The organism is Bacillus sp. AFS053548 (genome assembly GCF_002575105.1).
Lineage (GTDB): Bacteria > Bacillota > Bacilli > Bacillales > Bacillaceae_G > Gottfriedia.
On sequence record NZ_NUHI01000020.1, the window covers coordinates 53,196 to 77,492 of the forward strand.

Here is a 24,297-nt window from a genome sequence, read left to right on the forward strand (position 1 = left end):
AACAGTTTATTAATCAGTTTGGAAGTCAATTGAGATTGAAGTTCAACTTATAAAAAATCATTTATAACTATATAATCTTATATTTGCTGCTCTTTATTAATTTCAGAAAAAACAATTACTATAGCTTGTTGGCATATTAAAATTGTTGAAACACTTTAATATTTAAAATCGTTAATAAATAAATGAATTTAAACATCAATAATGTTCCACTTAATTTTGTTTTCCCTATAGACTGTTTTATATTTCAACACTCTGTGAAAAAAGCATACCTCTGTCTGCTTTTATTTTGCTGACAGACCTTAAAAATAAATATATTCTTTAATCTGCCAAATACTAAATTAAACAAAAACTTGAAACTTCATTTATAATAAAAACGTTAATATTCAATTATTAAATTCTTGAAAGAAGGTTTCTAATTTGGCACATATCTTGGTAGCGGGAAAAATCCCAGAAAAAGCTGAGGAATTATTAAAAGATCATCATGTCATTGTTTACGAAAATGAGAAATTAATTACAGAAGATGAATTGTGTGAACTTGTAGGTGGGGTAGATTCAATTTTAAGTTTACTATCCACTCCAATCACAAAAAGAGTAATTGATGCTGCTAAAAATGTAAAAATTATTGCTAATTACGGAGCAGGATTTAATAATATCGATGTTGATTATGCAACTAGTAAGGGCATTCATGTTACAAACACTCCACTTGTTTCTACAGACGCAACTGCAGAGTTAACTTTCGGAATTCTCTTAGCTGTTTCCAGAAGAATAGTCGAAGGAGACGAACTTTGCCGTACAAAAGGTTTTGAAGGATGGGCACCTTTATTTTTTAGAGGAACAGAAGTATCAGGAAAAACTTTAGGTATTTTTGGTTTTGGAAATATCGGACAAGCAGTAGCTAAGCGAGCTAAGGCGTTTAATATGAATATTATTTATCATCAACCAAGAAGAATAAGCAAAGAGCTTGAACAAGAATTAAATGCCACTTACGTATCACTGAAGGAATTATTACAGACTTCTGACTATATTACCCTTCATTGTCCTTACAAACCTGAGTTACACCATTTATTTGGAAAAGAAGAGTTTTCCATGATGAAGGATACTGCGTTTTTTATCAATGCAGCTAGAGGTCCTTTAGCGAACGAACAGGAATTAGTAGACGCATTAAAGGATGGTGTTATTGCGGGAGCGGCTCTAGATGTATTTGAATTTGAGCCAAAAATAACAGAAGAACTAATATCACTTACAAATGTTGTATTAACACCTCATATCGGTAATGCAACATATGAAACTCGTGATGCTATGTCAGAAATAGCAGCTAAAAATATTATTGAGGTTATGGCTGAACGACCACCAATCTCACCTGTAAATCAAATTCTCGTGAAGAATTAAAAATAATAAGGGGCTGTTTCATAAGTTAGATTCACTCACTTATGTGCATCCCTTTTTTTTATTAAAATTAAATCTGCAAGTACTTTGGTTTGAGAGGTATTTTCGTTCATTTGTTGTTTGTAATCGATCTTTTTTATAAATAATTAGCATACCAACTTTAGAAAGAACCCAACGTATTTGCTAATCTTCCATTAAGAAGTCTCTACAATCGTACAGTTTTAAGGTCATAATACCTTAAATGGTATTAGTAATTTTCTATTTTATTTGCAATTCCTTAGGTTTCATTTGCAAATTAGCTAATTTTATTTGCGATTCTCTAAATTTAATTGCAGTTTTGCAAATTTTATTTGCGATTTTCAAAGTTTATTTGCAATTAATAGTTTTTCAAATAAAAAAAGAGGGTTCCCATAATAAATTTCACTTGGGATACCCTTTCTTTTTTTAATTATTGACTAACAGGTACTACAGCACCTTTATATTTTTTAATGATGAAATCTTGAATTTCTTTAGAGTGTAATACTTTTACAAGCTCTTTAATTTCTTTTTTATCTTTATCACCTTTACGAACTGCGATAATGTTCACGTATGGAGAATCTTTTCCTTCTAAAGCAATAGCATCTTTCATAGGGTTTAATCCAGCATCAATTGCATAGTTTGTGTTAATTAACACTGCATCGCCTTCGTTGTTTTGATAAACTTTTGGAAGCATTCCAGCGTCTACATCAGCTTGGAATTTTAAGTGTTTTGGATTCTCAGCAATATCTTTAATCTGAGCAGTAGTTGGATCTACTCCAGCTTTAAGTTTAATTAAACCTTCATGTTGTAATAAACTTAACATACGACCATGGTCAGCTACTGAGCTACTCATAATAATTTTAGCTCCATTTGGTAGGTCTTCTAGGTTCTTATATTTTTTAGAGTATACTCCGATTGGCTCGATGTGGATTCCACCAGCGTTTTCAAATTTATAACCATTTTCTTTCATTTGTGACTCTAAATATGGAATGTGTTGGAAATAGTTTGCATCTAATTCTTTTGAAGCTAATGCTTTATTTGGTAATACATAATCTTGGAATTTAACAATCTTTAAGTTAATTCCTTCTTTTTTAAGAATTGGTTTAGCTTGTTCTAAAATAACTGCGTGAGGTACATTTGATGCACCCACAACTAATTCTTTATTTTTATCTTCTCCACCTTTATTACATGCTGCTAAAGATAATGCTAAAACACCTGCTCCTAATAAACCTACGATTTTTTTGAATTTCACTGTCAGTTCCTCCCTTATGATTAAGCTCTTTTATCTATTTTCGTTGTTACTAAATCACCAATAAATTGAAGAATGAATACGATTAATAAAATAATTACTGTCGCAACAAGAGTTACTTGGTTATTAGAACGTTGGTATCCTTCCATAAAAGCTAGGTTACCAAGTCCACCGCCTCCTACTACACCAGCCATTGCCGTATAACCAACAATTGCGATCGTAGTAACAGTTAAACCTGAAATTATTGCTGGTAATGCTTCTGGAATTAATACTTTTATGATGATTGTAAAAGTACTAGCTCCCATTGCTCTTGCAGCTTCGATTACACCTTTATCAATTTCTCTTAATCCGATTTCGACCATCCTTGCATAGAATGGTGCAGCACCAATAATTAATGCAGGTAATGCTGCTTTTGCTCCAAGCATAGAGCCAAGTATAATGATCGTAAATGGAATTAATAAAATAATTAAAATGATAAACGGTATTGAACGAAATATATTTACAAACGCTGCTAGGATTGTATTTAAAAATTTATTTTCAAGTAACTGATCTTTACTAGTTAAAAATAAGAATAAACCTATTATTAGTCCAAAAATGAACGTTGCAAGCGCAGCTATTACTGTCATGAATAATGTTTCTTGAGATGCTAAAAGCATTGCATCCCAATCAACATTCGGAAAAAGTTGTGTCATCTTATGCTACCTCCACTTCAACTTGTTTTGATTCTAAATAAGTGATTGCCTCTTTGATGTTATTTATGTCTCCAACAAGTTGAATCTTCATTGTCCCATAAGAGCCTTCAGCAGTTTGAACAATTTTTCCTTGCAAAATGTTAATCTCAATATCAAAGTGCTTAACTACTTCAGAAATATGTGGCTGATCTGCTTGACCATTTTTAAAGGTTAGCTTGTAAGTATTATCCTTTCCATCTCCCTCAGATATTACTTCACTGTCTAATTCTTCATCATTGCCTTTGATTTGCGTCACAAATTTCTTTGTAATTGCTTGTTTAGGACGAGTGAATACGTCAACAACATGACCTTCTTCTACTACATTTCCGTTTTCCATTACAGCTACTCGTTGGCAAATCTTTTGAATAACATGCATTTCATGAGTAATCAGGATAATTGTAATACCAAGCTGTTTATTAATATTTGTCAATAAAGCTAATATTGAATCTGTTGTTTCTGGATCTAATGCAGATGTCGCTTCATCACATAAAAGAACATCTGGGTTATTAGCAAGTGCTCTTGCAATTCCAACACGTTGCTTTTGACCGCCACTAAGTTCAGAAGGATAAGCATTTTCTCTTCCTTCAAGACCTACAAGTTTGATTAATTCTTTCGCACGATTAATGCTTTCCTTTTTTGAAACTTTAGCAATTTCAAGTGGGAAAAGTATATTTTCTAATACAGTTCTCGACCACAATAAATTAAAATGCTGAAAAATCATACCTATTTTCTGTCTTGCTTTTCTTAATTGACTAGATGAACATTTAGAAATCGACTGACCATTAATAATCACTTCACCTGATGTAGGGGACTCAAGACCATTTAGCATACGTAATAGCGTACTTTTCCCTGCGCCGCTATATCCGATCATGCCAAAAATTTCACCTGTTTCAATAGTTAACGAAACATTTTGTACTGCCGTAACTGTGCCCTTCTTACCTTTGTATGTTTTACTTACATTATTTATTTGAATCATACACTTGATCTCCTTTCAAAACATTCTAACAACTAATCTTTCAATTTTTTGTAAGTAGGTACTTTTTTAGTCGCATAAAACAAAAAAACCTTTCAACTCACATGAGCAGAAAGGTTTAACATACAAAAAGTATTCCTTTCTCTCATCTCTCAAAGCATATATACTTTGCAGGAATTAGCACCATTTCAATGACGATCATTGACGGTTGCTGGGTTTCACAGGGCACAGTCCCTCCACCTCTCTCGATAAGAGTAATCTTACGATCTATTAAGTTGTTTAACGTAATTTCTTTAACGTAAGTCCAATTCTACAAAGTTAGATACTAGTTGTCAACAATTTTCTAAAAGTTTTTTTTCGTTTTCAACGCTCGTATATTGAAAAATCGTTTCCATTAGTAGTAATAATCGATAATTTCCTTCAAAAGAAGCATCGTTCAGTTTTAATAAAAGTCCTAACCTTTGCGAACCTGAATATAGATATTCCCATCCATCTTTTGAAAAATTAACTCTAAGTTGCGGAATCGAACGATCAATTACCTCGATAAAAGGAGCCTTTTTACTTAACTTTATAAAAACTTTTTCATTTAGACAGTTAAATTCTACAATCCTTTCTTCTATTGGCAAAATGATTTGTAAATATTCTTTTTTTATAAATAAGTTTCTAGCTTGTCCAATCCACTCCTTGATTTCCATAATAAACACCTCTTCCGGATTCTTTAATCTTATTTTCTCATAGATAAGAGGTGTATTCTTTATATTTCGCTCGACATTTACCTTGATAAAAATCTATATTTTAATTTTATTTCTACAGCATTCAACTCATTTCCCGAGAAATATGTCTAAAATCAGGAAATCTTTTAAACCATATAAAAAGAGTGCAACATACAGTATGCACTCATCGTTTAATATATAAATTATATTTTTTTAACAATTCATGTAAATACGGAACAGATTGGAAAGCGTAGATTTTTTGTTTCATTTCCCCATTCTCAAAAATAAGTAAACAAGGTACACTTTCAATCTTCCAGCTTTGAGCTTCCTCAACGATTTCATTAATATTTACCTTACTTATCGGTAAATTTGGCAGAATCTCATTTACAATTTCCAGCATTTTAGATGCTACTTGGCATGTACCACACATTGCGGTATAGATATAAATTACTGTTGTCTCTTTTGATTGAATTCTTTGCATTATTTCATTCTTTGTCCATTGCTGCATAATCTTAATTCCTCTTTAATTTGTACGTAAATAATCTGTAAATACCGAAATATCCGCTCCTAATAATACACTAGCTAAATGTTGACTCGGAGCTGTTGCTACTTCTCGATAACTTCTATCAATGTACAGATGCTCTGCCTGTGGAAATTCTCTTTTTAACAATCTTCTAAGCTTTTCACCAGCTTCATCCGCATCGACTAATACATAAATTTCTCTTAAATCTAACATTTCAGCAAGCTCATCTAGCTTTGAAGTACCAACTGTACCATTCGTACAGATAATATCTACAGGCTCCTTTATGATCGTCTGTATTTTCCTCTTATCAGTAGTACCTTCGACAATGATAACTTTTCTTTGATCTTCAATATTCACTGGGCATCACCTAATGTATAGGACTCAAAAACTTTTGACTAAAAATCTTTTGTATATAGTATATTCGATTTTGCCTTTCTTGTTTCCTTTTTTTCCCCTAAATGAAAATGTCCCTTTAAATTATGTTTTATGTAAATAAGTTAAGCTTTATTACTTTTATTATACACATAAAATAAAAAAGCGCCCAAAAGGACGCTTAATGCTAGATAATTAATCTTGATTGATCATTTCTTCGTATTGACCAGCAGTCATTAACTCATCAAGTTGAGAAGCGTTTGTAGCTTCAACAACTACCATCCATGCTTTTTCGTATGGAGATTCGTTTACGAATTCAGGATTTTCATCTAGATCAGAGTTTACTTCAATTACTTTACCACTGATTGGAGCATATAGTTCAGATACTGTTTTTACAGATTCAACACTACCGAATGGCTCATTAATAGTAAGTTCATCGCCTACTTCTGGTAGCTCAACAAATACGATATCTCCAAGCTCTGATTGAGCAAAATGAGTAATACCGATATAGTATTTATTACCTTCAACTTTTACCCACTCATGTTCTTCTGAATAACGTAGTTCATTTGGAATTGACATTGTGAAATCCTCCTCTGATTAATTACCTTAAATTATATAGTTATTTTATAACCAAACTTTTTCAAATACTTCTTCATTAAAACCAACTGTCGCTTGATCTCCATTAAAAAGTAGAGGTCTTTTAATTAACTTACCATCTGAACTTAATAGTTCTAAAAGCTCGTCCTCTGTTTTTGTTGGAATAACATCCTTCAACCCAAGTTCACGATATTTAACGCCACTTGTATTAAATAATTTATTTATTGAAATTCCACTTGCTTTAAAAATATCAGCAAGTAATTCCTTTGAAGGTGGATTTAATGTAATATCAACTGCTTCTACAGGAATATTATGCTCTTTAAGCCATGAAGCAGCTTTTCGACAAGTTCCACATTTTGGATATGTATAAAAAATGATACTCATTTAGCAACTCCTCCCAAAATCTATTTTATCACAGGGAATAAGTGAGTTTAAATAGTTCGTTCGAAAATTCTGTAATAATTTGTCGTTAGTACCATTATACCAATATTATAACAATCAAACTAGTATAATGTTCGTGTTTTTTTAATATCACTAGTGGAAAATACTAAGAAACATTATTGCTATAAAGTAATTTCCTAATAAACCTTATAATGGTCATTTAAGCTTTCACAACCTTTACTAGTATGGCACAACTTATGGGAAAAATATCCTTTCTTCTTTTATAATAGTACTTAAAAAAATTATCTTCCTCATCCTACTATTAATGAAACTTTAATAAAAAAAAAACCGAGCAAAAACCGCCCGGTCAATATTGGTCTAGCAAATATTCTTTATCATAATCTCAATTCAATTATACCAATATTTCTCTAAATCCATGGACCCAAACCCTCGTTTTTGGCAACATGGTATACTGGGATTGATTAGAAAAACTTCGCCTTATTTTCTGTTTATGAGTAATAAAAGCTAATACACTTTTTTACGAGCAATAAAAAAAATGCCAATCAACAGATCGGCATTTTTTTAAATTAAACAGTATAACGCTCCTCATCTAATACATTAGCTGCAATTTCACGCTTCTTCGCAATTACATTAATTGGCGTATGACGTGTAAACTTACGAAGTGCTGAAGTCATCATTCTTAAAGTATCACCAGACTCTACAGCAACTAGTGTTTCTTTCGCATGAGCTTCAATTTCATTAAATGCTTCTTGGCAGAACACTTGAGTATAAAGTAATTTTTGGTTTGATTTTTCTAAACCTACTTTATTAATTCCTTTTTCAGTACGTAGAACTGTCGATTCCATTGCATAAATATTGCTTACGATATCAGCAATATTTACTAGAATTTCTTGCTCATTACTTAATGCTTTACCGAATTTTTGAACGGCTAATCCAGCGATCATGATTGCGATTTTTTTCGCATTACGTACTAAATACTTTTCTTGCTCTAATGGAGCGTCTCCAACTTCTTCAGGCATTAACATCATTAATTCTTCTTGAATTTGTTGTGCTTGTTGAAGTAATGGTAGTTCTCCGCTCATTGCTTTTCGAAGGTAAGTGCTTGGTACGATTAAACGGTTAATTTCATTTGTTCCTTCAAAGATTCGGTTAATACGAGAATCACGGTAAATACGCTCAATTTCATATTCAGCCATGAAACCATATCCACCGTGGATTTGTACACCTTCATCAGCTACATAGTCTAATACTTCAGAACAGAAGAATTTATTTAAAGAACATTCAATTGCATACTCAGCTACAGCAGCTGCTACTGCTTTTGGATCTTTTGCTTGCTCTTCTGTTAATTGACTGAAGCGATTCTCAAAAAGTCCTACAGTACGATATGCCGAACTTTCACTTGCATAAATTTTTGTAGCCATACTTGCTAATTTTTCTTGAATTAAACTAAATTTTGCAATTGGCGTTTTGAACTGTTGGCGTTGGTTAGCATACGTTGCTGATAATTCTAATGCACGTTTTGATCCACCAACTGTTCCTACTGCTAATTTATAACGTCCAATATTTAAAATATTAAATGCAATAACGTGACCTTTTCCAATTTCACCTAAAAGGTTTTCTACAGGAACTTTTACATCTTCTAAAATCAAAGTACGAGTTGATGATGATTTGATTCCCATTTTCTTTTCTTCTGGACCAGTCGAAACACCTTCATATTCTCTTTCAACGATAAATGCTGAGAAGTGCTCTCCATCAATTTTTGCATAGACAACAAATACATCAGCAAAAGCAGAGTTTGTAATCCATTGTTTTTCACCGTTTAAAATGTAGTGAGTTCCTTCAGCATTTAATTTAGCAACCGTTTTTGCTCCTAAAGCATCTGATCCTGAACCTGGCTCAGTTAATGCATAAGCCGCAAATTTCTCGCCTGATGCTAAACCAGGTAAATAACGTTGCTTTTGATCGTGATTCCCAAATAATACGATTGGAAGCGTACCGATCCCTACGTGCGCTCCTTGGGAAAGTGAGAATCCACCACCACGTGCAATTTTTTCTGTAATTAATGCTGAGCTAATTTTGTCTAGTGCGATTCCACCATACTCTTCTGGAACATCTGCAGCTAATAATCCTAGCTCACCAGCTTCTTTTAATAATCTTACTGTGCGATCAAATTCGTGTTGCTCTAAATATTCTAATTCAGGTAAAACTTCATTAATTACAAAATCTTCAGTTGTTTTTGCAATTAATTTATGCTCATCTGTAAAATCCTCTGGTGTAAAAACTTTATCAAAAGTCACTTCTGTTGTTAAAAAGCTTCCGCCTTTAAGTAAGTTACCGATTGTTTTTTCCATGGAAAATTCCTCCCACTTTCTATTTACTTGTTTAACTATTCTCTTCTTCAAAGACATATTTCTAACAATCTATTTACGTACATCTATTAAACTAATTCAAATACTCCGGCAGCACCCATTCCGCCACCAACGCACATCGTTACGATACCGAACTGCTCTCCGCGACGTTTCATCTCATGTAATAAAGATAAAGTTAGTTTAGTACCAGTACAGCCAAGAGGATGGCCTAATGCAATCGCCCCACCGTTTACATTTACACGGTCTTCATCAAGACCTAAGTGACGAATAATTTGAATTGATTGAGAAGCGAAGGCTTCATTTAATTCAAATATTCCTATGTCAGATAAGCTTAGTCCTGCTAATTTAAGAGCTTTTGGAATTGCTTCAACAGGTCCAATTCCCATAACCTCAGGAGCTACACCAGCGACTGCAAAAGAACGGAATTTTAATAATGGACTTAATCCTTCAGCTTCAGCTTTTTCGCGATCCATTACTAATACTGCTGCAGCCCCATCACTTGTTTGCGAAGAGTTTCCAGCCGTTACTGAACCTCTCACATTAAATGCTGGTCTTAATTTACCTAATACTTCAGAAGATGTACCTTCACGAACTCCCTCATCTTGAGAGAAAGTAAAATTCTTTTCTTCCAATTTATTGTTTGCGTTAACCGAACGCAGCGTCACATCAACTGGAACGATTTCGTCTACAAAACGCCCTTCTTTAATAGCTGCTGCAGCGCGCCTGTGACTACGTACCGCAAAAGCATCTTGATCTTCTCTTGAAATACCATAACGATTGGCAACTTGCTCAGCAGTATGCCCCATACCCATGTAGTACTCAGGTGCATTTTCTACTAATCTACTATTTAAACGAGCGACATGCCCTCCCATTGGAAGTAAACTCATTGATTCTGCTCCGCCTGCAATAATAGCTTCAGAGTGACCTAACATAATACGTTCACTAGCATAAGCGATACTTTGTAGACCTGAAGAACAATAACGGTTCACTGTAATTCCTGGAACTGAATGCGGTAATCCAGCAAGTGCTCCAATATTACGCGCCATGTTAAAACCTTGCTCAGCTTCCGGCGATGAGCAACCAAAAATGATATCATCGATTGGACCATCGTAATTTCCCGCACGCTTTAATGTTTCTTTTACAACTAATGCCCCTAAATCATCTGGACGAACTGTTGCTAGTGATCCTTTTTTCGCTTTACCTACAGGTGTTCTCGCACCTGCTACAATAACAGCTTCTCTCATGTTCTTCCCTCCCTCTTTAGATTAATTACGTAACGGTTTTCCTTTTACAAGCATGTGTTGCATACGTGCTTGAGATTTCATTTCAGAAATTAAACTTAAAAATGCTTCACGTTCAATATTTAATAAATACTCTTCGTCTACTAACGTTCCGAATGGTACTTTTCCACCTGCAATTACATACGCTAATTTCTTAGCAATTGTTAAATCATGTTCACTAATATAGCCAGAATAGTACATTGAGTTTGCACCAGCTAATAAAGTTGCATAACCAGACTCACCAACTACTGGTACTTTTTCACGACTTGGAGCGCTATAACCTGCTTCATATAACTCAAGTACTCGTTGTTTTGCTTCATAAATTAAGTGATCTGCATTAAATACTTTGCGATCATCATGATTTAAGAAACCATTTTCAAATGCTTCTTGAGCAGAAGTCGATACTTTTGCCATTGCAACTGTCTCAAACACACGATTTGCAAGACCTTGTAAGTCAAACTCAACACCTTCTGGGAACTGTTTTAATTGTTTAATATAAAGCTCTTTACTACCGCCCCCACCTGGGATTAAGCCTACTCCAACTTCTACTAAGCCCATATAAGTTTCAGAAGAGGCAACTACGCTAGCAGCTGGTAAACAAATTTCAGCACCGCCACCTAGTGTCATACCGTAAGGAGCGACAACTACCGGCTTATCTGAGTACTTAATTTTCATCATTGCTTGTTGGAATCCTTTAACAACCATTTCAATCTCAAAATAGTTGTCATCTTGCGCTTCCATTAAAATCATTGCCAAATTAGCACCAACGCAGAAGTTTTTAGTTTGGTTACCAATAACTAAGCCTTTATAATTTTTTGAAACTTCATCAACTGCGAAGTTAACCATTTGCGTAATATCCATACCAATTGCATTGCTCTTTGTATGGAATTCTAAACATGCAACTCCATCTCCAAGGTCAATTAGACTCGCACCTGAATTTTGTTTAATTATTCGACCTTGTTCTTTTAAAACACTTAATTTAACTTCTTTATCATTTCTTACTAGCTCTTCATATTGGCCATTATGATAGAAGCTAGTAACTCCATTGTCTTGCTTATAAAATGTTTCATTACCACTATCGATCATATTCTTAACCCAATTCGGTACAGTTAGGCCTTCGCTTTCCATTCGTACGACTGATTTAGATACACCAATTGCATCCCAAATTTCAAATGGTCCTAAATCCCATCCAAATCCCCATTTCATTGCTTGGTCAATTCCGACGATGTTATCAGAAATTTCACCAGACAATTCAGCTGAATAGACTAATACCGGGCTAATAATGCTCCATAAGAAATTACCTGCACGATCATCAGCGTATACAAGCGCTTTCAACTTATTCGCTAAGCCTTTAACTTGTTTAATGCTTTCAGTTGAAGCTGTTTTTAAGCTTTTTCTTTCTCCATATTCAAATGTGCTTGGATCTAATTCTAAGATTTCTTTACCTTGCTTTAAGAAGAATCCTTGCCCAGACTTACTTCCAAGCCAATTACGATTAGCCATTTCCTTCATAAATTCTGGAACTTTAAATACTTCCTTCTCTTCGCCTTCTACTAGCTCATAAACATTGTTTGCAACATGGATAAATGTATCTAATCCAACTACGTCCAATGTACGGAATGTAGCACTAGAAGGGCGTCCAATCATTGGACCAGTAATTGAATCAACTTCACCAACACTGTATCCGCCTTTTAGCATTTCTTGTACAGTTACAAGTAATCCGTAAGTTCCGATACGGTTTCCAATAAAGTTTGGAGTATCTTTTGCTAATACAACGCCTTTACCTAAAACGTCTTCTCCAAAACTTTTCATAAATGTAAGTACTTCTTCAGATGTATGTTTAGTAGGAATAACTTCTAATAATTTTAAATAACGTGGTGGGTTAAAAAAGTGAGTGCCTAAGAAATGTTTCTTGAAGTCATCTGAACAATTTTCAGACATTGCTTCAATTGAAATACCAGATGTATTTGAGCTCACGATTGAGCCTGGTTTGCGGTATGCATCTACCTTTGCTAATACTTGTTTTTTAATTGTTAAATTTTCAACAACTACTTCAATAATCCAGTCAACTTCGTTTAAACGACTCATGTCATCTTCAAAGTTACCTGCTTGAATTAACGTTAAGTTTTTCTTAGATGCAAGAGGAGCTGGCTTTTGTTTCAATAATTTCTGAATAGCCGTTTGACTAAATCGATTACGAAATTCTTTGGAGTCAGTAGAAAGACCTTTTGCAGCATCTTCCTCAGATAGTTCTCTTGGGACAATATCAAGTAGTAATGTTGGAATACCTATGTTTGCCAAGTGTGCAGCGATACCAGATCCCATCACACCAGAGCCGAGTACAGCGGCTTTTTTAATTTTTTGGATCATATGCATTTCTCCTCCTCATATCTTTGAATGAATACTCATTCACTTTCTGGATAAAACAATCCATTATCAATGAGCCCTCTTCTTCCACTATATGATAAATTCTCATTTTTCGCAATAAACAAAAAGTTCAAATTAATAAAATTTTATTTTCGATTGAACTCTCTCTCTGCTTTTTTTATCACACTCCATTTTTTACTAATAAGTTTATTTAAATAGGTTAGTCTAAGAAATGGAGGTGATAAGATATGAAACGTGAAAGAAATCCATCAAAGGGTGGAGTTAGTGCAGCAAGTGTTCAAGGTAATGCAAGTCATGGAGATCAAAGAGAAGAAAAAGGAAGACAAAGTAACAATCAGCAGTACGGTAAAAAAAATATGGGTCAGTAAGCTTTTTTCACTCAAATTTAATAGCAAAACTAGGCCTTTGCTGACTAAAGCAATTATATGAATAATGTTGTTTTACTAATAACTACTTATCACAAAAAAATCCTGTATAAAGAGAAAAAGGCTGACTAAAAAGGATCCTCACTCAATCCTTTTTAGTTAGCCTCTTTAATTTTAAATTATTTACTGAACATACCTTTTAATACGAATGCAACGTTTGCAGGACGTTCTGCTAGACGACGCATGAAGTATCCGTACCAGTCAGTACCATAAGGAACATAAACTCGCATATTATAGCCTTCTTTAACAAGCTCTAATTGACGCTCTGTACGAATTCCGTATAACATTTGGAACTCAAATTGATCATTTGGAATATTATGTTCTTTTACTAATTGTTTTGTATACTCAATCATTGCTTCATCATGTGAAGCGATCGCAGTAAAGTTACCGTTTAATAAGTGCATTTTAATGATTTTTTTGAAGTTTTCATCCACATCTTTTTTCTCTGGGAATGCTACTTCAGCAGGCTCTTTATAGGCACCTTTTACTAAACGTAAATTTGGTTTTAAGCTGTTTAAATCTGTAATATCGTTTTCAGTTCTGTATAAATAAGCTTGGATAACTGTTCCGATATTATCGTACTCAGATCTTAATTGCTTAAAGATACGAATTGTTTTTTCACAACGAGTGAAATCTTCCATATCAATTGTAACGAATACACCATTCTTTTTAGCTGCCTCTAAAATACGACGCATGTTTGATAAAACTAACTCGTCAGAAATATCAAGACCCATCGAAGTCATTTTTAGAGAACATTGTGAATTTAATTTTTCTTTTCCAATCGCTTCAATTGCTTCGATACAGTGATCAGCCATTTCATTTGCTTCTTCAACCGTGTCAACGAATTCTCCAAGATAATCAATTGTTACTTTTAAATTCTTTTTATTTAAGTCCTTAATAACTTTTGTAGCTAAATCGATTGTTTCGCCTGCAACAAAACGTCCTGCACCAAATCTTAGGCCATATTTTTTAGCCATTTTAGTTAAAAACTTATTTTTAGACATAAATAAAAAAGCATTCTTCATAACTTGTTCCATTACTCTACCCCCAAAATTAAACTTTACTTTTCTCTCTATATATTACTAATGTATCATTTAATGAAATTTGTTAAAACAATTATTTAATAATTTGTCGAATTTTGTTTATTGAAAAATGTATGCCCTTACTTAATATTATATTATCATAATTTATATATGTCGTCATCTTTGAAAATTATGGATAAATATTATTGCTTATTTTTGTTAGCCATTGCTTCTCTATGCTGGTCATTTAACGTTTTAATCTCTTTAATTAAATTAACAACTTCATCTTTAGCTTGAGGATATGTATCATTCCAATGTTTTACTAATGCGGGCATTGATTTTGATATGTATGTATACATAACCCACTTTTCCACTTTTGCCTGTTTTTCCTCTGACCAATCGCCTAATAACAATTCCGTATATTTTTTTAGTAACGCATCAAATTTTGCTTCAAATTCATTTTCCAAACGAAATCACCTCTCCATATTATTATTAAGTTTTCAAAATCTAATTTGAATCTTTCCTTTTTTTACCTAAACCTATTTACTATGAAATTATATTATATCTTCAACCAGTTTTACGGTGATTATTTAAAAATGTAAAGTAAAAATAATAAATAGTATATAACTTGTTCAATTTCATATTTTGTTCATAATTTCACAAACTTATCGACATTTTTTGTCTGTATACTATATATGTGTTAATCAAAGAGCGTATAGGGAGTGAAACCATTTGGAACGAGATAGTATCCAATATTGTATTGATTTAGCTCTTAAAAAAAAGAAAATACTAGATCAAAGCTTAATTAAATATTTAACTCGTGCTGCCTTAGCTTCTATTTATATAAGCTTTATTCTCATTGTCTGTTTAAAATTAGCCGAATTATTTAGATTACAAAATTCACCATTTTCATCTGTAGCTTATCCACTTGTTTTTTCTACGGCATTAATTATGATTATTTATGGTGGTGGAGAATTATTTACTAGTAATACGATGTATTTTACCTTCTCTACATTAGCTAAAAAAACTTCAAAACTAGATTTAGTAAAAAACTGGATTGCATGTTACTCAGGGAATATTATTGGAGCATTTATTTTTGCGATTATTTATTTTTTAACAGGTTTAGCAAAAGATTTTCCTGCCGATCATTTTTTAACAGGTGTAGTTGACCATAAAATTCACGCATCATTTTTCCACTTATTTTTTAAAGGTATTTTATGTAATTGGCTTGTCTGTCTCGCTTGTTTTTTACCAACTAGATTTAAAGATGATTTAGCAAAAATGTTACTGATCTTTTTATTAGTATTTGCTTTCTTCTTCTCTGGTTATGAACACAGTATCGCAAATATAGCTGTCTTTACATTATCTTATATCATTCCACATCATGTAGCCTTTACATTTGGTGATGTATTGCATAATTTAATTCCAGTTACACTTGGAAATATGATTGGTGGTTCAGTTGGTGTCGGAATGGCATATTACTACTTGAATAATGAACAAAAATTAGAAGTAAAAGAATTAAAACGTGCTTCATAAACCTAATCTACCTGTCTTCTTTTTTTTGAAGACAGGTTTTTTCGTGCAAATCTAATTTTATTATGGTAATAATGATTTTATAATGAAAATTTTTCCTTTTTTGGTGGTGTGAAATTTGAAATACAATCATTTTGTTCGGTTTATCATGTTCATTTCATTACTTTGTTTTCTTTTATTATCATATGGCTTCGTGAAAGGTGCTTATTCAGTTTTAAATCCTCAAAAGAGCAAACTAATCGTGAATAATAATGCACAGAAAAAAAATCAAAATGACAGTGTTCACAAAAACAATAAACTGAAGATTGTTGCATTAGGAGATTCACTTACGCGTGGTGTCGGTGATGATGAAGGAACAGGTTATGTAGGAAGAGTAAAAACGATTCTTCAAAAAGAGTATAAACAACCAACAACGATCACAAATTTAGCTGTTAGTGGCGCAAAAACATCAAATTTACTTAACGATTTAAAGAAAAAAAATATACAAGAAACGATTGGCTCTGCTGACATAATCGTTCTTTCCATAGGAAGTAATGATTTATTTCCTGGCGCTAATCAATTAAACGAACAATTTTTAAAGTCATATCGACCAGATGAAAAAACGTTTAAAAATAATCTACAATCAATTTTTAAACTAATACGTCAAAAAAATACTACAGCATCTATTTATGCGTTTGGATATTATAATCCATTTCATAATGTTCAAGGATTAGATGCATCGTCAAGCTTTGTATCTAGATGGAACAATCTACTTGAATTATCGGTACTTCAAACTACTAATGCATACGTCATTCCAACATTCGATTTATTTTTTAACGAAGAAAAGAAATATTTGTACACTGACCATTTTCATCCGAACAAAGACGGTTATATTGAAATGGCCAATCGCTTAACTAGTAAAATAGGAAGTCAGCTTCGAGGTGAGTCGAATGAATAAAGTTCTTAAATTAGATGGTGTTACAAAGAGTATTAAAGGAAAAGTACTAGTCCATAAAGTTTCATTTGAAGTTTATGAAGGTGAAGTATTTGGCTTTCTAGGTCCAAATGGGGCAGGAAAAACAACAACTATTCGAATGCTAGTCGGATTAATCAAACCAACAAAAGGAACAATTGAAATCGCTGGTTATCCAGTTAAAACTCATTTCAAAGAAGCAATGCGACAAATTGGTTGTATTGTAGAGAATCCAGAATTATACGGTTATTTAACCGGATGGGAAAATCTAAATCAATTTGCGAGAATGTTAGGAATTAAAGATGAGAAAAAAATAAGTGAAGTCGTAAATTTAGTTAAATTAACCGATCGAATTCATGAAAAAGTAAAGACGTATTCACTCGGAATGAAGCAAAGATTAGGAATTGCTCAAGCATTACTTGGAGGCCCTAAACTTCTAATTTTAGATGAACCTACTAATGGATTAGACCCAGCCGGTATTCGTGAATTACGTGAATTTATTCATATGCTTGTAAAAGAGCAAAATATAAGTGTTTTTATTTCAAGTCACTTATTAAGTGAAATCGAATTGATTTGTGATCGCGTAGGAATTATAAATAGAGGAAAAATGGTTAGAGTCTCAACAGTAAAAGAATTAATAAAGGAAGCTGCTGAAAGAGTTGAATGGCGGGTTTCTCCAATACAAAAAGCGCTAGATTTATTAAAAAAGGATTCTACGATTCAAGATATCATAGTAAAGGATGAGCTTATCCAATGCCGAATGTCTCCTCTGAAAATAAATGAGGTCATTCAACAATTCGTAGCAGTAGATGTGCAAGTGAATGGCGTTAAAACAATGTCTGAAACATTGGAAGATTTATTCATGGAAATGACTGGAGGCGAGGTTCGTGGCTGAACTAATTAGACTCGTCTTTAACGAAATTGAAAAAATGGTTAGGAAAAGAAGAATACTTGTTATCTTTTTCATTTTAGCAGTGCTAATCCCTATTTTTGTTTATGCTCAACTGCAGCAAACTGAAGAAACAATTAAAAGACTTGGTACTGATAATTGGAAAGTAGCACTTCAACAAAAAATAGTCGACCAGCAAAATAGATTAAATTCATCAGGAATACCTGAAGAATGGAAAAGTTGGTTAAAGGTTCAAATTGATCAAGAGCAATATTATTTGGATAACGACATAAATCCTACTACACCTGGTGCACCTACATTTATACGAAAATTAATAGAACAAAGTATTGGGTGGCTACTTCTACCTTTATTAGTCATGGTCATCACAATCGATATTATATCTGGTGAGCGAAGCGACGGAACGATAAAATTACTACTAACCCGTCCCATCAAAAGATGGAAGGTCTTACTTAGTAAATACATATCCATTTGTTTATTAATCTCTTTTCTTCTCGTTCTATATGGCGTATTAGCATATGTCGTTTCAGGATTTGTTTTCAGCTTTAAAGGCTGGACAGTACCAGTGTTAACAGGATTTGTCATCAAAAATAACCAACTACTAACTGATTCAGTTCAACTGATTCCCCAATGGCAATACATCATTATGGCATTTGGACTTGCTTGGTTTGTCTGTATAATAATTGGAACTCTTTCATTTATGGTATCCGTATTAGTTCGAACGACACCTGCTGCAATGGGCATTATGCTCGCCGCTTTAATAACAGGAAGCGTTCTAAGTGGACTAGCTACATCATGGTCAGGAGCAAAATACTTCTTTAGTGTGAACCTTGGCCTAACTGACTACTTAGCTGGTCAACTTCCTTCCATTGAGGGATTAAACATGCACTTCTCTATTATGAATTTATCAATATGGGGAATATCAGCATTACTAATCTCTTTCATCGTATTTATTAAGCAAGATATGAATTAAATAGAACGGGGATTGAAAAAGTCTAAATTCTTTTCAATCCCCGTTCCTGTTTTATCCGTCCTAATCCTTTCCTGGTCTCCCTGACCTTAATGGCTCAACATGAATATGTGTATATTGAATTCCATGTTGTTCGCTTAAGATCATTTCGATTTGGTCAGTGATGCCGTGACTTTTACTCACATCTATTCCGCCGTCTACTTCAATGACTACATCTGCGATTGTTGTATTTCCGTACATTCTTGCTCTTAAATCTACAACTTTATGTACACCTGGTACTTTATCAACCGTTTCAGTAAAGAGATTCATTTCTTCTGGATCGAATCCATCTGTTAATAGGAGGGTTGCATCATAAAAAATCTCCCATGCTGTTTTGCAAATAATCACACCTACTAAAATGGCCGCGATTGGATCGATAATAGGAAAACCAATCGAAGCACCTAAAACACCAATCGTCGTTCCGAAACTAACTAATGCATCGGAAAAATTATCTTTTGCTGATGCCTCAAGCCCTTTACTCTTTGTTCTCTTGGCAACTTTATTATTATAAAAGTAAATACCAAACATAAAAATTCCAGAAGCAAATGCCACTACAGCTGCTAGTCTATTCGGAGTCTCATATTCTCCAACGAAAAGTGAACGAATATTTTCAATAATAACCTGTAATCCAACCGACATCATAATAAAAGACGCAATTAAAGTAGCTATTTGCTCTGCTCTTGAATGTCCATAAGGATGGTCTAAATCTCTCGGTTTTCTTGCGATTCTTATTCCGATAAATACAGCCAAAGTCGCACCAATATCAGTCACATTGTTAAGCCCATCAGCTAAAAGAGCACTAGAATTTGTATAAAAACTAACAAGTACTTTTACACTCGCAAGAACTAAGTAGGAAATAACACTTAAAAAAGCAGCAAAGTCTAATTGCTTTTGAAGATTTTTATCCATGAACTCACCCCGCTCTAATAAAAAATCATATGGGTTTATCATGCCCATAATGCAATTTTTCCATTTTAAGTAAAAAAAAACAGATCCGAATTATCGAATCTGTTTTTCCTATCATACCTCTTTAATCAAAGTGGCTTTGGATTATAGCTTGATCCCGTTAAATCTGTTAAGTCACAAACCGTTTGCCATAGTTCAGGATAAAATTCAAATCGTACAGCTCGTTCTAATGCTTCTGCTGGTACTCCTTTTAAGCTCTTTGTATTCATACCAATCATGCGACGAACAAGTTGAATATGCAGTCTGCGGAATGATTGGAATCTTTCATCGAAGCAAGTTAATTCTTGCATTAATTGGAATAACTCAAAGTTTTTAGCCGCATCTTGATGTAATTGAACAGGTGTAAGTAAATTTTCATCTAATAAATCTTTAAAAGGCTGCCAAAGTGTTGGACCTAATTTTAAGATTTCATTAAATCCTGGAGAATCTTGACCGCTACCTCTTCCTAAAGCTAAACGAATAATATGATAGTCACTTGGACTTACTAGTTTAACCATATCAAAAACTGCTGGTAAATGTACTAGGTGATTATTAATGCGTTGTAAGTGATGTGTTGCTTTTGTAACCTCTTTTGCACGCATATGTTTATCTGCAAAATGAATAGATTGGATGATTAATTTAAAATGTAACTCAGCAATTTGGTGAACTGTTTGAAACGTTAATTCATCTGGACAAAATAATTCTTCGTCAGGTTTTTGTAAACTTAATAATTCTTCTGTTCGAATATACTTCTCGTAATCTGTCAGTTTTTTTTGCTCTTGTGTCATTTCCCTTTTCCCCCTAAACTAATTTACGTAAAACTGCTCGTACTGGACTACCATCTGCATCTGTTAATGGCAGCGGTAATGCAATAAGCTCATACTCACCTGGAGTTACATTTCTTAAATCAATCGATTCGAGAATATGAATACCGGCATGATGGAGAGCATGATGTGCTTCTAGATCCTTACTATCAAGTGGGTCTACTGAAGGTACATCTACTCCAACTAATTTAACGCCTTTTTCATGTAAAAACTCTGCTGCATCCTTTTCAATATGTGGAATTCTCTCTGGGAAAACGCTATCATTTTTCCATGAATTTGTTTTAATTAATAAACGTTCTACACCATCGAATTGAAAAGCTTCTAAATCCGACTTTTTAATGCTATCTACTTCAATCAACTCGATTACTTTTGCAATCCCTACATATAAATTAGGATCTAAATCTATGACTCTCTTACCATTTTCATCAAAATGAAATGGCGCATCAATATGCGTTCCTGTGTGAGTACTTAAAGTTAACTTCCCAACATTAACAGAGCCACTTTCCTCTTTTGTCCAACTCAATTGGAATGAAAAATTCGTATCACCTGGCCATACAGGCATACCATCTTCAAGTCTTCTTGATATATCAATTAATGTCATTTCATACAACCCCTAAGCGATGATTTCTCGTTCATTCTTAAACTGTTCATATTGTTTCTCAACCATGATTTTCTTTAAGATTTGTACACTATTCCAAACATCTACATAAGAAGTATAAAATGCGATTGGTGCTAATCTGATTACGTTTGGTGCTCGAAAGTCTGGTACAATCCCATTTAACTTTAATGCTTTACAAACCCTTGCAGCATCATCGTGTTCAAGACAAACATGCCCACCACGATCTGAATCCTCGAGTGGATTACCAATTGTAAAATCAAATTCACTTAATTCTTCATTGATTAAACTCATTAAATAAGCTGTACTGTGTAAAGACTTTTCACGAATTCTCTCAATTGTAGCTTCTTTACACATCTCAAGTGAGCCAACAAGCGGTGCCATGCTTAAAATATGAGGGGTACCGATTTGATAAGCGCCAACTGTATCAGATGGAACAAATTCATGCTTCATATCGAACTGCTTTTCTTTATTTGAGCCGAACCAACCAGCTAATCCAGGCATAGTTCCAAAATGCTTTTCATGAACGAATAGGCTTCCCACTCCACCTGGTCCACTATTTAAATACTTATAATTACACCAATAAGCAAAGTCCACGTCCCATTCATGGAATTGATGAGGGATTGCGCCAACAGAATGGCATCCATCAAAACCGATAATGATTCCACGCTCATGTGCAGCTTTTGTTAATCTCTCTATATCTAATAATTGTCCACTTCGGTATAAAACAGTTGGAAGAATAATTAAGGCAATTTCATCAGTCATTGCTTCAATAATATCTTCTTCTCTAATTGTTCGACCATCACGGCTTTTAACTTGAATTAAGTGAGTTGCTGGATCAAAGCCCTTTAATTTTAATTGACTTTGAATAGCATAAATATCTGACGGAAAGTTTAACTCATCCGCTAATATTTTCGTTTTTTGACCTTTTGGGTGATAAAAAGATGCAATTAATTGATGAAGATTTGTAGTTGTTGAACCAGTTACAATCACTTCATTCTCTTTTGCCCCTACTAACGGTGCACTTAATGCTCCCAATTTTTCTGCAAAATAATACCATGGATGATCGCCCTGCATCCATCCATCGATTGCAAGTGTCTTCCATGAATCTAACAAATCTAGCAAACTTTGTTCTGCTCTTTTTGAAAGAAGTCCTAGCGAATTTCCATCTAAATAGATAGTACCTGGTTGTAAGTAGAACTCATCACGATAATTTGATAATGAATCTTTTTTATCTAGAAATTCTGCAAATTCTTTTGTTGGCTGAAACATCCCCTTGTTTTACCCCCTTGCAAGAAATAACCTACTATATTAAAGGTATTGCGATTAATAATATATGTCAATATTTTCTGAATATAATATTTAATAAAAAAAGTGTCAACAAATCCAAAATATTCCTATCTTAGATTTTGACACAATTTATTCTTCTATTTAATTGCTTTCCCCTACAAATGTAAGTCCCGTTTCTTAAACGAAACATACGTGACAATCGTTAATATAATAATTAATCCGATCGAAATAGTTGTATAAATACCGTCAAATCCTCCACCGTACATAATATCTTTCGCTTCAAAGTACTTAAACGGTGTAAGATATTTTAACCCTTCAATTCGATCATTCAAATCAATTGCAATTGATAGTATAAATGTGATTAATAGAATACCAGTTGCATAAAAGGCAGCCTTTTTGGAATTTTTACAAACTGCAGCTATAGCCGAACCAATTACTAAAAATAATAGCTGTAAAATAAACATCCCAGCCATTACCACTGCTATATCACCATTTACATTCTCACCTTTACTATACTTTCCTACTATTAGTACACTGGATATCCACGTAATACCGTTAAAAATAAAAATGTTTACTAGAGCACTCATTAATTTAGAAGTTATGATCTTAATTCTAGAAATAGGTTTTACAAATAAAAACTCTGCTGTTTTATCTCGCTCTTCTTTAGCAATAATATTAGCGCCTAGCATTGCCGCATGAATCGTTGCCATTAAATATAAATATAAAACTAATATGCCAAAATAGCCGCTTGCCTTTGATAAATCCAGTGCTCCTGAGCCCATTATAGCTTGAAGAGATTTCGGCATTTGATTAAAAAGATCGGTTATTTGGCCATTGGAAGCCGTAGCTTTATATTTTGCCATTCCACTACCTACTAAAAAAACAATTCCGATACACCAAAAAATAATCGATTTTCGATATGTCTTCATTTCTCTTAAAAATATATTCATTTCCACCCTCCCTTTCCTATAAGTTATACCGCGTGAATATCTCTTTTCTTATAAATCAAGTAGCTTGCAATGATTGAAACAATAATAATCCCAATCGACGCAATCAAAAATTGTGATTCAAATCTTGAATGAGCAATGATATATTTCGGTTCAAAATATTTAAAAGGCGATAGAAAACGTTTGGCATTGCTTTCATCTGTAGCTACTACCATACCAACTACGAAAAATCCAAAAACAATCGCAAGAGAAATTGATAGTACCGCTTTGATTTTTGGAAATACAACTGATAATAAAATGCCTATTCCAAAAAATAGTAATTGCGTAATAAACAGCGATACAGAGAGTATTATAATTGCCTTACTACTATAATCCGCAGTTTTTACATGCTGAGCCATTATAATAGTTGCTATGAGATAGAATACATTTGTAATCGCTAAAGAAACAACACCTGCAAAAATCTTTGAGGTCATAACCTTTATTCTAGTTACTGGTTTTGTTAGAAGAAAATCGGCTGTTTTTTCACGTACTTCTTTTGAAATAATTGATGTACCTAAAATCATGGCTTGAATCGCTCCACAAAGAGAAATATAAATAAATACATAGGAATAAAACCCTAAAACATTCCCAAAGCTCTCAATTTCAAGTCCAAGTGCTTTTCTTACCCCTTCAGGATAACCTTCCAACACTTTTGAGAATTCTCCATAGTCCTTTGCAATAGCTGGGAATAAAGATAAGAAAAAAACGACGATTGCCATTAAAGAAACTGTCCAAATAAAGGTGGATTTCCGATAAGCTTTTAACTCATGTAAAAAAATATTCATTG

At 33.4% G+C, this 24,297-nt stretch carries 25 protein-coding genes and 1 riboswitch; of the genes, 6 read left to right on the forward strand and 19 right to left on the reverse strand.

Annotated features, from left to right (window positions below; all coding sequences use genetic code 11):
- The first annotated feature begins 417 nt into the window (after window positions 1-417).
- The gene (locus CN946_RS10505) at window positions 418-1,389 is read left to right on the forward strand and encodes a 2-hydroxyacid dehydrogenase family protein (RefSeq protein ID WP_098861069.1); all 972 of its coding nucleotides are present in this window, start codon (window positions 418-420) and stop codon (window positions 1,387-1,389) included.
- Window positions 1,390-1,834: 445 nt separating this feature from the next.
- Here the strand turns inward: CN946_RS10505 and metQ are convergent, their stop codons facing one another.
- The 11 genes from metQ to CN946_RS10560 all read right to left on the reverse strand — a co-directional run bounded on the left by metQ (window position 1,835) and on the right by CN946_RS10560 (window position 12,980).
- Window positions 1,835-2,656 carry a methionine ABC transporter substrate-binding lipoprotein MetQ gene (gene metQ / locus CN946_RS10510; RefSeq protein ID WP_098861070.1) on the reverse strand — a complete coding sequence of 274 codons (822 nt, stop codon included), beginning with the start codon at window positions 2,654-2,656 and terminating at the stop codon, window positions 1,835-1,837.
- A gap of 20 nt (window positions 2,657-2,676) precedes the next feature.
- Window positions 2,677-3,345, reverse strand: coding sequence for a methionine ABC transporter permease (locus tag CN946_RS10515; RefSeq protein WP_098861071.1), 669 nt, complete (start codon window positions 3,343-3,345; stop codon window positions 2,677-2,679).
- A 1-nt stretch (window position 3,346) separates the two neighbouring features.
- Window positions 3,347-4,360: a methionine ABC transporter ATP-binding protein gene (locus tag CN946_RS10520; RefSeq protein WP_098861072.1), complete on the reverse strand. Its 1,014-nt coding sequence runs from the start codon at window positions 4,358-4,360 to the stop codon at window positions 3,347-3,349.
- A gap of 139 nt (window positions 4,361-4,499) precedes the next feature.
- A riboswitch (SAM riboswitch) is annotated at window positions 4,500-4,612 on the reverse strand.
- Window positions 4,613-4,689: 77 nt separating this feature from the next.
- Entirely contained in the window at window positions 4,690-5,052 is a 363-nt protein-coding gene (locus CN946_RS10525) for a hypothetical protein (protein ID WP_098861073.1), read from the reverse strand.
- A gap of 202 nt (window positions 5,053-5,254) precedes the next feature.
- Window positions 5,255-5,578: a thioredoxin family protein gene (locus CN946_RS10530; protein WP_098861074.1), complete on the reverse strand. Its 324-nt coding sequence runs from the start codon at window positions 5,576-5,578 to the stop codon at window positions 5,255-5,257.
- 15 nt (window positions 5,579-5,593) lie between these two features.
- The gene (locus tag CN946_RS10535) at window positions 5,594-5,944 is read right to left on the reverse strand and encodes a ribonuclease M5 (protein ID WP_091023583.1); all 351 of its coding nucleotides are present in this window, start codon (window positions 5,942-5,944) and stop codon (window positions 5,594-5,596) included.
- A gap of 216 nt (window positions 5,945-6,160) precedes the next feature.
- Entirely contained in the window at window positions 6,161-6,544 is a 384-nt protein-coding gene (gene gcvH, locus CN946_RS10540) for a glycine cleavage system protein GcvH (protein ID WP_098428612.1), read from the reverse strand.
- 45 nt (window positions 6,545-6,589) lie between these two features.
- Window positions 6,590-6,946: an arsenate reductase family protein gene (locus tag CN946_RS10545; protein WP_098861075.1), complete on the reverse strand. Its 357-nt coding sequence runs from the start codon at window positions 6,944-6,946 to the stop codon at window positions 6,590-6,592.
- 584 nt (window positions 6,947-7,530) lie between these two features.
- Window positions 7,531-9,315, reverse strand: a complete 1,785-nt coding sequence (locus tag CN946_RS10550; protein WP_098861076.1) for an acyl-CoA dehydrogenase family protein — start codon at window positions 9,313-9,315, stop codon at window positions 7,531-7,533.
- A gap of 86 nt (window positions 9,316-9,401) precedes the next feature.
- Window positions 9,402-10,577 carry an acetyl-CoA C-acetyltransferase gene (locus CN946_RS10555; RefSeq protein WP_098861077.1) on the reverse strand — a complete coding sequence of 392 codons (1,176 nt, stop codon included), beginning with the start codon at window positions 10,575-10,577 and terminating at the stop codon, window positions 9,402-9,404.
- Window positions 10,578-10,598: 21 nt separating this feature from the next.
- Window positions 10,599-12,980 carry a 3-hydroxyacyl-CoA dehydrogenase/enoyl-CoA hydratase family protein gene (locus tag CN946_RS10560; protein WP_098861105.1) on the reverse strand — a complete coding sequence of 794 codons (2,382 nt, stop codon included), beginning with the start codon at window positions 12,978-12,980 and terminating at the stop codon, window positions 10,599-10,601.
- 248 nt (window positions 12,981-13,228) lie between these two features.
- On the opposite strand from CN946_RS10560, the gene CN946_RS10565 reads away from it, so the two are divergent.
- Window positions 13,229-13,369, forward strand: a complete 141-nt coding sequence (locus CN946_RS10565; RefSeq protein WP_098232476.1) for a YuzL family protein — start codon at window positions 13,229-13,231, stop codon at window positions 13,367-13,369.
- A gap of 176 nt (window positions 13,370-13,545) precedes the next feature.
- Here the strand turns inward: CN946_RS10565 and CN946_RS10570 are convergent, their stop codons facing one another.
- Together CN946_RS10570 and CN946_RS10575 are read right to left on the reverse strand one after the other, a co-directional pair.
- Window positions 13,546-14,463, reverse strand: coding sequence for a proline dehydrogenase family protein (locus CN946_RS10570; protein ID WP_098232477.1), 918 nt, complete (start codon window positions 14,461-14,463; stop codon window positions 13,546-13,548).
- Window positions 14,464-14,651: 188 nt separating this feature from the next.
- Window positions 14,652-14,915, reverse strand: coding sequence for a DUF2573 family protein (locus CN946_RS10575; protein ID WP_097976287.1), 264 nt, complete (start codon window positions 14,913-14,915; stop codon window positions 14,652-14,654).
- A gap of 265 nt (window positions 14,916-15,180) precedes the next feature.
- Here CN946_RS10575 and CN946_RS10580 point away from each other — a divergent pair, with 265 nt between their 5' ends.
- From CN946_RS10580 to CN946_RS10595, 4 genes are all read left to right on the forward strand, one after another.
- Entirely contained in the window at window positions 15,181-15,984 is an 804-nt protein-coding gene (locus tag CN946_RS10580) for a formate/nitrite transporter family protein (protein ID WP_098861078.1), read from the forward strand.
- 115 nt (window positions 15,985-16,099) lie between these two features.
- Window positions 16,100-16,918 carry a GDSL-type esterase/lipase family protein gene (locus CN946_RS10585; protein ID WP_286133900.1) on the forward strand — a complete coding sequence of 273 codons (819 nt, stop codon included), beginning with the start codon at window positions 16,100-16,102 and terminating at the stop codon, window positions 16,916-16,918.
- The gene (locus CN946_RS10590) at window positions 16,911-17,828 is read left to right on the forward strand and encodes an ABC transporter ATP-binding protein (RefSeq protein ID WP_098861079.1); all 918 of its coding nucleotides are present in this window, start codon (window positions 16,911-16,913) and stop codon (window positions 17,826-17,828) included. Before CN946_RS10585 ends, CN946_RS10590 begins: the two co-directional genes overlap by 8 nt.
- Before the next feature lie 25 nt (window positions 17,829-17,853).
- A complete protein-coding gene (locus tag CN946_RS10595) occupies window positions 17,854-18,813 on the forward strand; it encodes an ABC transporter permease (protein WP_286133901.1) in 960 nt (319 codons plus the stop codon).
- A gap of 60 nt (window positions 18,814-18,873) precedes the next feature.
- On the opposite strand, the gene CN946_RS10600 is transcribed toward CN946_RS10595, so the two are convergent.
- From CN946_RS10600 to CN946_RS10625, 6 genes are all read right to left on the reverse strand, one after another.
- The gene (locus tag CN946_RS10600) at window positions 18,874-19,758 is read right to left on the reverse strand and encodes a cation diffusion facilitator family transporter (protein ID WP_098861107.1); all 885 of its coding nucleotides are present in this window, start codon (window positions 19,756-19,758) and stop codon (window positions 18,874-18,876) included.
- Between the two features lie 125 nt (window positions 19,759-19,883).
- The gene (locus tag CN946_RS10605; RefSeq protein ID WP_098428603.1) at window positions 19,884-20,582 is read right to left on the reverse strand and encodes a tryptophan 2,3-dioxygenase family protein; all 699 of its coding nucleotides are present in this window, start codon (window positions 20,580-20,582) and stop codon (window positions 19,884-19,886) included.
- Between the two features lie 13 nt (window positions 20,583-20,595).
- Complete coding sequence (gene kynB / locus CN946_RS10610; protein ID WP_483295384.1) at window positions 20,596-21,228, reverse strand: arylformamidase; 633 nt, start codon at window positions 21,226-21,228, stop codon at window positions 20,596-20,598.
- 3 nt (window positions 21,229-21,231) lie between these two features.
- The gene (gene kynU, locus CN946_RS10615) at window positions 21,232-22,506 is read right to left on the reverse strand and encodes a kynureninase (protein WP_098861082.1); all 1,275 of its coding nucleotides are present in this window, start codon (window positions 22,504-22,506) and stop codon (window positions 21,232-21,234) included.
- Window positions 22,507-22,679: 173 nt separating this feature from the next.
- Complete coding sequence (locus CN946_RS10620; RefSeq protein ID WP_098861083.1) at window positions 22,680-23,474, reverse strand: ABC transporter permease subunit; 795 nt, start codon at window positions 23,472-23,474, stop codon at window positions 22,680-22,682.
- 23 nt (window positions 23,475-23,497) lie between these two features.
- Window positions 23,498-24,295, reverse strand: a complete 798-nt coding sequence (locus tag CN946_RS10625) for an ABC transporter permease subunit (protein ID WP_098861084.1) — start codon at window positions 24,293-24,295, stop codon at window positions 23,498-23,500.
- Window positions 24,296-24,297: the final 2 nt, after the last annotated feature.

What these genes read in the sequence shown, in the direction of transcription:
- CN946_RS10545 (WP_098861075.1), bottom strand. Translation starts at nt 6,946, where the DNA reads ATGAGTATCATTTTTTATACATATCCAAAATGTGGAACTTGTCGAAAA.
- CN946_RS10570 (WP_098232477.1), bottom strand. Translation starts at nt 14,463, where the DNA reads ATGGAACAAGTTATGAAGAATGCTTTTTTATTTATGTCTAAAAATAAG.
- CN946_RS10600 (WP_098861107.1), bottom strand. Translation starts at nt 19,758, where the DNA reads ATGGATAAAAATCTTCAAAAGCAATTAGACTTTGCTGCTTTTTTAAGT.
- CN946_RS10590 (WP_098861079.1), top strand. Translation starts at nt 16,911, where the DNA reads ATGAATAAAGTTCTTAAATTAGATGGTGTTACAAAGAGTATTAAAGGA.
- CN946_RS10520 (WP_098861072.1), bottom strand. Translation starts at nt 4,360, where the DNA reads ATGATTCAAATAAATAATGTAAGTAAAACATACAAAGGTAAGAAGGGC.
- CN946_RS10605 (WP_098428603.1), bottom strand. Translation starts at nt 20,582, where the DNA reads ATGACACAAGAGCAAAAAAAACTGACAGATTACGAGAAGTATATTCGA.
- CN946_RS10530 (WP_098861074.1), bottom strand. Translation starts at nt 5,578, where the DNA reads ATGCAGCAATGGACAAAGAATGAAATAATGCAAAGAATTCAATCAAAA.
- CN946_RS10565 (WP_098232476.1), top strand. Translation starts at nt 13,229, where the DNA reads ATGAAACGTGAAAGAAATCCATCAAAGGGTGGAGTTAGTGCAGCAAGT.
- CN946_RS10555 (WP_098861077.1), bottom strand. Translation starts at nt 10,577, where the DNA reads ATGAGAGAAGCTGTTATTGTAGCAGGTGCGAGAACACCTGTAGGTAAA.
- CN946_RS10525 (WP_098861073.1), bottom strand. Translation starts at nt 5,052, where the DNA reads ATGGAAATCAAGGAGTGGATTGGACAAGCTAGAAACTTATTTATAAAA.
- kynU (WP_098861082.1), bottom strand. Translation starts at nt 22,506, where the DNA reads ATGTTTCAGCCAACAAAAGAATTTGCAGAATTTCTAGATAAAAAAGAT.
- CN946_RS10620 (WP_098861083.1), bottom strand. Translation starts at nt 23,474, where the DNA reads ATGAATATATTTTTAAGAGAAATGAAGACATATCGAAAATCGATTATT.
- gcvH (WP_098428612.1), bottom strand. Translation starts at nt 6,544, where the DNA reads ATGTCAATTCCAAATGAACTACGTTATTCAGAAGAACATGAGTGGGTA.
- CN946_RS10550 (WP_098861076.1), bottom strand. Translation starts at nt 9,315, where the DNA reads ATGGAAAAAACAATCGGTAACTTACTTAAAGGCGGAAGCTTTTTAACA.
- CN946_RS10625 (WP_098861084.1), bottom strand. Translation starts at nt 24,295, where the DNA reads ATGAATATTTTTTTACATGAGTTAAAAGCTTATCGGAAATCCACCTTT.
- CN946_RS10515 (WP_098861071.1), bottom strand. Translation starts at nt 3,345, where the DNA reads ATGACACAACTTTTTCCGAATGTTGATTGGGATGCAATGCTTTTAGCA.